We start from the raw sequence: 9375 nt of genomic DNA, 5'->3' as shown, positions 1-9375 counted from the left end.
GCAAAGAGAGACCTGCCCCTCTCAGACAAGAAGGAAACAGGTCTCTCTCGTCAGTCGCTGGAATACTTCCTCACAAATACTCCTCTGTCAAGATTTAGAACTCTACTACAAAGGTAATAAGGAATATATCCTCATACCTACCTGTAAGAGTACTATCATCTGGAACCACCCTTGCCCATAAGTCTTTGTTATAGCGAATGGCGGATCCTCCGCCGGAAGATGGTATCCTTGCATTTGGTGTTCTATAATCCCCATGGGGAGGTCCCACTAAACTCCTAAATTCATTCGCACGAACAAAATCACCTGGCCCAGGATGACTACCACTTGCAGTTCCTACAGCATAGTATGTGGGGATAGTTTGCGTACCACCAATTCTCAGTACATCTGCACACCCATCTACCGTCATCCTTAAATAGAATGGTTCTCTTATGGAAAGTGCCCGTGCATAAATATTTGTCCACCTGATCATGTAATCATTTGGTAGACCTATAGCTTCCCACTCGAGATGTTGGTCAGCAATATCTACGATTAAACTTGTTCTTGATCCATAGAAATAGGTATGGGTCATAGTAGATACATATGGACCTGGACCATCATAGTGACAGGGAGTAACTTTTCCTAATCCCCAAGCATAGTCAGTAGCTTGATTAGTTTGGGTAAGATAAGCTTGTGTATCTTCTGCGTATACTGTAGTTGTATAGGTAGCGGTAGCAAGTAGCCCAAGGACAAGCATAGTAAGTAATGTTAGTTTTTTCATTTTTTTTCACCTCCTTTTGTTTTAGATTTTTATGTCAACTCTTCGCCAGCGTTGAAATATCTTACCACCTCCTTTTTGCTTTTGTTTGAAGAGAGAAGTTTTTCACCGCAGAGACACAGAGACGCAGAGAATTTTTAAAAAGCCTATTATTTACCAAAGAGTTACGCCTTAAATTAGCGTCATTCAGAACACGCTAAACACATACAAAGCCTGCGGTTACCAACTCACTGAGAGGGATATGCGGTTCATATCTTCTGCATTTTCCATCTCACCACTGGCAAGATTGGCAAAGTCAAGCTGATAGCCCAGATACTTTATTCCAAATCCATAACTCAATCCCTTTATCTGTCTTCCTTTGTCAAAATAGCCCAGTCTTACAGCCAACAAACTATATCTATATTCAAGCCCAAGATTCCAACATAAGTCGGAATTATAAAGGTGTTGGTTCACATCTAAACTACAGGAGAGATTATTTAAAGGCGAATACGCCACACCAAGCCGTAAGTTTAACGGCAACTCATCACCCTTTATCTTACTACCTATATTCTCCAGACACAGACCTGTGGTTAAACCTGTTCCTGACAGGTTCAGGAATTTTGGGATTTGCGGGAAATATAGGAGACCAAGGTCAAAGGCAACGCCTTTAGCCTTTATTTTCTTAAGCTCGCGTTGGATGTATTTTACATTCCCACCTAATAATAGATTTTCATAATACTTTTTCGCATAGGAGAAAATCACGGCAAACTCAGCGGGATTGATAGAACCTTGTGGGTGATTAAATTTATTACGCAGTTCTATCTCACCTAAGTCTTGATAGATGATACCTATTCCTAATACACCGCCAGCTTCCCATTCTTGTAGTGGCTGGGCATAAACTAATGATGTGCGGGCAGTATCCTCTCGTTTATCGCCATACATTGCAGAAACCTCTTTTTGTTTCAGCCGGGCTAATCCTGCCGGATTGTAATAGATAGAGTCAACACTATCTGCCAGGGCACAAAATGCCTCACCCAGAGCTGAAGGTCTGGCACCAATACCTAATTTCAAGAAATCAGCGCCGGTATCAGAAGCCGCCTGACAAATTATGGGAAAAGTTAGTATTGTTAGAATTAACGAAATAGTTTTGTTTAACATTTTATTTTACCTCCTTTTTTGGGACGCAGATTTTCGCAGATTATTAGGATAATATTTTTTAAAAATCCTGTAAATCCTGTACATCTGCGTCCTATTTTATTACTAATATCTTCTTAGTCCCAACTACACTTCCACCAATATGTAATTGATAGAAATAGACGCCTGATGAAACTATATCACCATCATCGTTTCTACCATTCCATAGGGTAGTAATATTTGACCCAGCAAGTTTATCTTCCTCTAATGTCCTGACTAATTCTCCAGCAATGTTGTAAATCTTAATGACTATATGAGCATTCACGGCTAAATCATACGAAATCTGTGTTTCTTCCTGATTGGGATTGAATGGATTTGGGTAATTCTGGTAAAGTTTATTTACAGTTGGGAGTAAAATAATTGGCTGTAGGAGTAGAGGAATATCCAGTGCTATCGTCTCTTCGGTAATAGTAATCATCTGAGCTTCGCAGTTATAGCCTGGTTTTGCCACCTCTATTTTATAGTGGCCATACAATTCTGAGATAGGTTTGATAATATCTGCCATACCATCTGCATCAGTGATAATGCCAGCCGAGACGGGTCTGTAGTGAGCATCTTTAGATGCGTTTTCCCCAACGGGTCTGAAGACCCTCACTACATTTTCTACATTTAATGGCGTCAGTGTAATCTGTGCCCCTGCTATTCCTTTTCCTGCATTATCCTTTACTACAAAGAATAGCGATGTGAGTGTACTGGTAGGTGGTGGTGGTTGAATTCCTTGTGGTGGACCATCATCGTCAAAGTCTTGATGCTCATAATGGCTACACAGGTATTCATATCTTTTGCCAGATGGTCTGAAGGTATATCCTTGTTTCCACGGACTGGTTCGATAATAACCTGGCACAAGATTGCTAAATTCATAATAACCATCTGCTCTGGTGATAAAAACATTATCCATCGTGCCTAACAGATATACCCTTACCCCGGCTAACGGATTATGACTCATATCCGTGATAGTTCCTTTGATATAATATCTTTCTACAGTTGTAGATGTGCCAACAAAATCCTGTCCTGCTTGATGGAAATCTATGTTAGGAAGGATTCTATTTGCCGGAACAAAGGTATAGAATTGCCTATAAGGGGTGATGGTATATGTGCCACCCGGAACATCCCAGAAGGCATAATATCCACTGGCATTAGTCGTATAGGTTGCCTGCACAGAACCTGATAAAACTACCTGCACTCCACCTATCCCTTCATCTGCCTCTGTCTTACATCTACCTTTAATATAATACCTCTGTGGTGTCCCGATGTAATTCTGATTATCATAACTGGCATTTAATACAGGATAATATTCCCTACCCGGCGGCTCAAAGGTATACCACTCCTTGAACGGTCTGGTGCGATAATATCCTGTAGGTAAATTATTAAATTCATAATAACCATCCGCAGAAGTGATATAACAATCATTTACTATAGGGCTCATTAAATAGACTTTGATGCCTGGAATTCCTTCACCATTCGCATAGCGAATATATCCTTTGATATAGTGTATTGCGGTAATAGTGAAATCTGCAGAGGCCCTCAGGTGTGAATTTATACCTGTAGCGACAACTGAGATAGTGCCTACAGCCTGGGTATCAACGGTAAAATAGGTAGTAAATGAGCCTTCGGCATTAGTCATGCCAGTAGTAATATTAAGATGTAGCCCAAAGTCAATCTGAACCGTCTCTGTCGCACCAAAGTCTTCACCATAAACCGTAACTAAGGCACATTGAGAGCCAGCAGTAGGATTAACTCTAATCTTTGGTTTTTTATTCTTTACAGTTACCTTGACGGTATCTGAGCCTGTCAATCCGCTAGGGTCACTGGCTACTACCCGAATATAGTAAATACCATTTTCCAGGATGTTAGTATTCCAGAGATAGGCGGTATTTACGCCGATGTAGAACAGATTCCAGGGACCAATCGAAGAGGCACTATAATAGATATAGAAGTATAAACTATCGCCATCTGGGTCTGTGGCTTGATACGAGATAGTGGTAGTTCCTTGTAATGTTTGTAGTTCTGTTGGTGTAAGTATATCTACTGTAGGTGCTCGGTTTCCAATAATCGTGCCGGTAACTGTATCGGTTGCCTGTGTTTTGCAGTTACTGGCAACCACAGTGATAGTAACAGTCCCTTCACTTACAGGATACCAGTAGTTGGCATAAATACCGTCATTTACACCGGCATCATTATGCATGCCATCGTCATATAAATTCAAAGTTGAGGTGCTATTAGTAAAACTTGCCTGAACATTACACAGCCACTGGAAGAGGTCATGCTCATCCTTGACCTCAGCTTTAATCAACACCTTAGTGCCTTTCTTATACTCAAAGCCAGCCGGTGGCTGAGTAATATTAACAAATAATTGCTCAGAATTATGATGCACATAAGGCAATGCCCAGGCAGTAGTCGTAGCCGCCGCTGAACTTGTGGCAATAACATACACCTCAAACTTATCTAAGAGTATGGTCACCCTAAAGTTACCTACCCAGGCTAAGTGCCCCGTATTTATATTTGTCTCCATATTTATCTCATTGCGGCGATTACCAACATACGGGTCGGGATACAGAAAATACTCTGGCACAACTGGAAATGTATAATACCCTTCCGGATTAACATTTAGTAATCTACCCACTTCATTATTATTTATATAAATATAGGTATCACGATTAGCCTGAATATTTCCTTGACTAAAATGCATACTCAAGTTTGCACTTTGGACATTGGCAGTCCCAAATCCTGTTGGTATATAGAATGGGTCAATGCTCTTAATTAACCTTGGGTCTGCGACCCATACCCGGCGTGGTGGTTGATTGGGGCAGTATTGCACCCAGACATAATATCCCTCTTGATATTGATAGAGATAACTAATGTCAAAAACGAGTTTTGGCTGATTTAATGTTACCTTGTATATCGTCCCTGTAACCTGCCAGGTAGTAAGAACCTCCACCACCTTATCCCCACTACTCACACTCCAGGTGCCAGATAGCCCGGTAAAAGTCTCATTGATAATCGGCACTAACTTAAATTCAACATAGCTCTGTGTCCCTAAATATATGGTATAGAGTAGCGGATGCATAATAACCTTATCTGTAAGCGTTCCCAGGTCAATGGTTAAATCCGGAATTGGGTCAGCACCTATATTGGTAATTCTATAGGTTTTGGCTAATGTCATTGGGTCTTCACTGATGAGACTAACCGTAAACCTAACCTCGGGCAGCCGAACATTAATATTTATTGTCGTATGCGAAATTAGTCCTTCATCATTGGTCAATGTTCCTTGTAATGAGTAGTTTGTTTTGGTGGCATATTGCGTATGTATGGATAGAATAAGATTTCTTTCTTCACCAGGCTGTAAGGTAATAGGACTATCTACAGAGCCATCACCGATAAAATCTACCGCTATCCCTTCAGGGACATTAAGCGTCTGAGCTGAAAATTGATGTGCTTCATTATCAATATTCTTAACCTTGACCAATCCTTGCTGGTTATAGTCCTTTTCTACATTGAAGCTATAATTCGACTGTGTAAATATGACACCAGCAACATCTATTTCCAGGGTTTGGCTGCCTGGAAAAGCAACACCGAATAAATCCTTCAAGGTATAATTAAATGTGCCTATCCCATCGCCAGTATAAAGAGTAACCTGGAAATTACCCTGCCAGGTGATATAATCTGTGGTAGTCAACGGTATAGAGATAGGTGATTTACCATAGGGAGTAAATGTCAGTGAGACGGCAGATAATTTTTCTGAGGCAGTTAAGATAACATAGACTGTGCCAGTAGCAGTAATTGGTGACGCAGGGGTGGTAGTAATGGTTGCTCGTGGTAGTGAATGATCAATATTTAATGGTCCATTGCTGTAGTCATAGACCGGTGTATTAGTGCCATCATCTATCTTAGCATAGATGTAGTAACTACCTTCAGGGATAGTTGAGATATCCCAGATATAGCTATTGATACTGCTATCTTCAGAAAGTCCAGTAGTGATAGTTGAGCCGTCATAGCCAGTGTTATTGGTATCATAGTAGAGTGATATTTGGGCATCATTATCCGGGTCAGCATCTACCCAGGCGATGGTATAAGAACTGGTAGCATAAGCCCCTTGTGCTGGTGGTGCGGTAATAGTTATACTCGGTGGAACATTGGGACGAATGTAGTGTGGATTAACATCGGTGCCGTGATATGCCCGCAAACCATAATTGTCCATCGCGACAATATAGTATTCGACCCCGGCAAAGGTCATCTTATTCGCCGGTATGGTAGCGGTATAGGTATTACCTGCCTTAGTCATAACTACATTCTCATAAAGCACATAACCCTTGATACGATAGGATAAGGTTACCGAAGTAATATAATCTGTGGTATCCGTAGCATAGGCAGTAATAGTTACTGATGAGTTAATTAACGCTCCAGAAACAGGGGTATGTATAATCACTGGTTTTTCATTTGGATATACCGCAATCTGATATGGGTAGGTTTCAGGATTGTTCTTTGGGTCTGAAGCGACTAATCTACCATCTGAGGCAGTGATATAGTAATCCACGCCCGGGTAATTAACACTTGCGGCTGGGATAGTTGTTTTATACAGGTTATTACCTATATGAGTCATAGTCAGCTGAGAATAGCTGGTTAGTGTTCCCGAATGTCGATAGAATAAGGTGGCATTAGTAACTGCGGTATTATCAGTAATGGTTGCGGCGATAGTTAGTGGTTGGTTGGCAGGTTGACTTTGTGAACCTAAGGCAATAGTTTCTGGGGTGCGGATAATTTTCGGTGGTTCATCTACACGATATGTCCCCGAATCTGAGCCAATGGCAGAGTTATAACTCGCAGTAATGACTACATTCCGCAGTGTGCCATCATAATTCGGGTTATGAGTATTATAAGTAACTAAATACTGCTGTTCTATCTCTTCTCTAATATCTGCAAATATCTCTTGTAGCTGGGTAGAGTTTGGTGAAAAATGGTATGTGCCACCGGTAGATGTGGCAATATGCGTAAGTATCCCTGCATCTACATCACCACCTAAGCCAATGGTATAAACAGGCACAGCACTGGCAATAGCATAATCAATCACCTGTTGCTGAGTATGTGAACTACTATTTTCCTGACCATCAGTCAAAGCAATAACTGCTTTAACACCGATTTCTTGTGTGCATTGACCTATTCCCATATATATGCCATCATACAAAGCCGTGCCTCCATCGGCAACTAAGTTGTTGATAGCGGTATGTAAGGCAGATTGATTACTGGTAAAGGATTGGTCAACAGTAACATTTGAAGCAAAAGAGACTATCGCCATTCTATCCAGAGGTTGCATCATATCAACAAGGGAATTAGCGGCGGTTTTAGCATCGGTTATCTTCTGACCTTGCATACTACCACTTCTATCTAATACCTGGGCAATAGCTACACCCCCAGTATTAGTTGCACTGACACTGATTATCTCTACGGTCGGTATAGATTCTAATTCAGACTGCTCGGTTAATTGGAAATTATCCGCTGTCAGTCCTGCAATAGATGTCGTTCCTTGAGTTACACGGACATGGCATTCGATAGTGGGGAATTTAGCGGCATCAATCTGGTCTAAGCGGACAGTCAGTGTTGCTTGCGGTGGAGTAGTAAGCGTGAAGGTAGCATAGGCTTTTGACCCGGAAGTTAGACCAGTAGCCACAATAGTAGTGGTTCCTGCTGGTTGAGAAGATACCGTAAAAGTAGTGGCAAAGGTGCCGTAGGCAGTAGTAGTGGCGATGGTAATTGAGGAAATCAGACCAAAATCAATCCTAATTGCCTCAATTGGACTAAAGTTTTCACCTGTAACTGTGATTATAATTCCAACAGTACCAGAAATAGGGGTAATGATAATTGTTGGAGAAAGTCTAAGAGGAACATCTATTTCTGTAGTCTGTCCCGAGGATACAGTAACAGTTTCAGCCCAATTGTTATACAAAGGCTTAGTTAAGACAATTTGATGACTACCTGTGGATAGATTGGTCAAGACAGCAGGAGTGAGTTTACCTGTATCCATTCCATCTGAGTAAATTTTTGCCTCCGAAGGCACAGAACTAATTGCCATAGAACCCATTGGAGGTATATTGACCTCAGCAATAGCCTTCAGATCAAATCCTGTCGCGCCACCCCAATCCACTGCTTGCACAGCAATTACATTTCTTCCTGGGTTTATATATCCTTTAGGAATGTCAAATGTATATTCCCAGCGATATGTAAATCCATGAGCAGAGGCATTAAAAATATTAACACCATTTATATAGATATGGATTTCGTTATCTACGCCAGTATAGATAGTCAATTTAGCAGATGCAGGTAAATCAATATACTTTCTAAGGTATAGTGTCGTCCCTGCAGGCCAATCTGTATGAGGAATCCAATCACCATCAGACTGATTTCCGAAAGGAGCTCTGCCTTTACTCCAACTACTGTCATCATATCCTAATGTTTCCCAGCCAGAGTTAGGTGAATATGTATATCTCCAGAAGTCTTCTTGCTCAATAACGGTAGTTGGCTGGGTGATGGTTACAAAGGTAGCCGTAGCGACTAAATTGGAATTAAGCCCTGTTGCGGTTAGAGTAGTAGTTCCGCCTGGTTGGTAATCAACTGTAAAAGTAGTAAAGAATATTCCGCTGTCCTCTGAGTTCTATCTTATGACTATTTCATCCGTGTTAATCCGTGTCCATCAGTGGCTGAATAATTACGATAATGCATCAAATCCCAAAAAATCCATTCCTAAAATAATTTTTCTCCCTGCCCTTCGTGCCCTTCGTGGTATTTCTCTTTGTTTCTCTCCTTCTACCCAATTTGTGGGTAAGAATAAGTTAAATATTGGGGGTTATTCCCCTCTTTATCTGGTAAAGTTTATTGGTAGCTGGTAGTGGAATAAGTAACTGTGCTAAAGTTTTGATGAACCAAAAAAAATTTATTGACAAAAGGGGTAAAATAATATAAAATAATAAATGTTAAAAAATAGAATATGAAGAGGTGATTAAAAATGACTAAAGCGGAACTTAAGGATGTAGATAGAAGGATAGAGCGGCTTTTAAAGAGTCAGGAAGAGTTTAGAAAGAGTCAGGAAGAGGAATTTAGAAAGAGTCAGGAAGAATTTAGAAAGGGTAATGAGGAACTTAGAGAGGCTCAAAAAAAGACCGATGAGCAACTTAAAAAAACCGATGAAGAATTAAGGGCTATGTTCAAAAAGAGAGAGGAGGAACAAAAGAAAGTTGATAAACAAATAGAGAATTTGCTTAAATCCGTAGATGGTGTAACCAAAGGGATAGGAAGAATCCCCGAGGGATTAGCCTTTGCTTCTTTTAAGAGAATATTCAAAGGATTAGGGATGTCTATTGAATGGACCAATCCAAACCTGAGAAGAAGATGCAATGGAAAAGAGATGGAAATAGACATATTGAGTTTGGTGAAGAAGGATAACCAGAATTTCATTA

General features: G+C 40.6%; 5 protein-coding genes. 2 read left to right on the top strand and 3 right to left on the bottom strand.

Annotated features, from left to right (window positions below):
- Window positions 1–94: 94 nt before the first annotated feature.
- The 3 genes from AB1422_12745 to AB1422_12735 all read right to left on the bottom strand — a co-directional run bounded on the left by AB1422_12745 (window position 95) and on the right by AB1422_12735 (window position 8228).
- Window positions 95–757 (bottom strand): hypothetical protein, encoded by a 663-nt coding sequence (locus AB1422_12745; protein MEW6620179.1) that lies wholly within the window; start codon window positions 755–757, stop codon window positions 95–97.
- 216 nt (window positions 758–973) lie between these two features.
- Window positions 974–1891, bottom strand: a complete 918-nt coding sequence (locus tag AB1422_12740) for a PorV/PorQ family protein (GenBank protein MEW6620178.1) — start codon at window positions 1889–1891, stop codon at window positions 974–976.
- Window positions 1892–1982: 91 nt separating this feature from the next.
- Window positions 1983–8228 (bottom strand): VWA domain-containing protein, encoded by a 6246-nt coding sequence (locus tag AB1422_12735; protein MEW6620177.1) that lies wholly within the window; start codon window positions 8226–8228, stop codon window positions 1983–1985.
- Between the two features lie 352 nt (window positions 8229–8580).
- On the opposite strand from AB1422_12735, the gene AB1422_12730 reads away from it, so the two are divergent.
- Window positions 8581–8808 carry a hypothetical protein gene (locus AB1422_12730; protein ID MEW6620176.1) on the top strand — a complete coding sequence of 76 codons (228 nt, stop codon included), beginning with the start codon at window positions 8581–8583 and terminating at the stop codon, window positions 8806–8808.
- 116 nt (window positions 8809–8924) lie between these two features.
- Window positions 8925–9375 (top strand): hypothetical protein (locus tag AB1422_12725; protein ID MEW6620175.1); only part of this gene is annotated, 451 nt, incomplete at its 3' end.

This window comes from bacterium (assembly GCA_040757115.1).
Classification (GTDB): Bacteria; UBA9089; CG2-30-40-21; order CG2-30-40-21; family SBAY01; genus JBFLXS01.
This window is presented reverse-complemented; position numbering and strand designations above follow the sequence as displayed.

Excerpts from the sequence above, each read along its gene's own strand:
- AB1422_12745 (MEW6620179.1), bottom strand. The coding sequence starts at position 757 with ATGAAAAAACTAACATTACTTACTATGCTTGTCCTTGGGCTACTTGCT.
- AB1422_12740 (MEW6620178.1), bottom strand. The coding sequence starts at position 1,891 with ATGTTAAACAAAACTATTTCGTTAATTCTAACAATACTAACTTTTCCC.
- AB1422_12730 (MEW6620176.1), top strand. The coding sequence starts at position 8,581 with ATGACTATTTCATCCGTGTTAATCCGTGTCCATCAGTGGCTGAATAAT.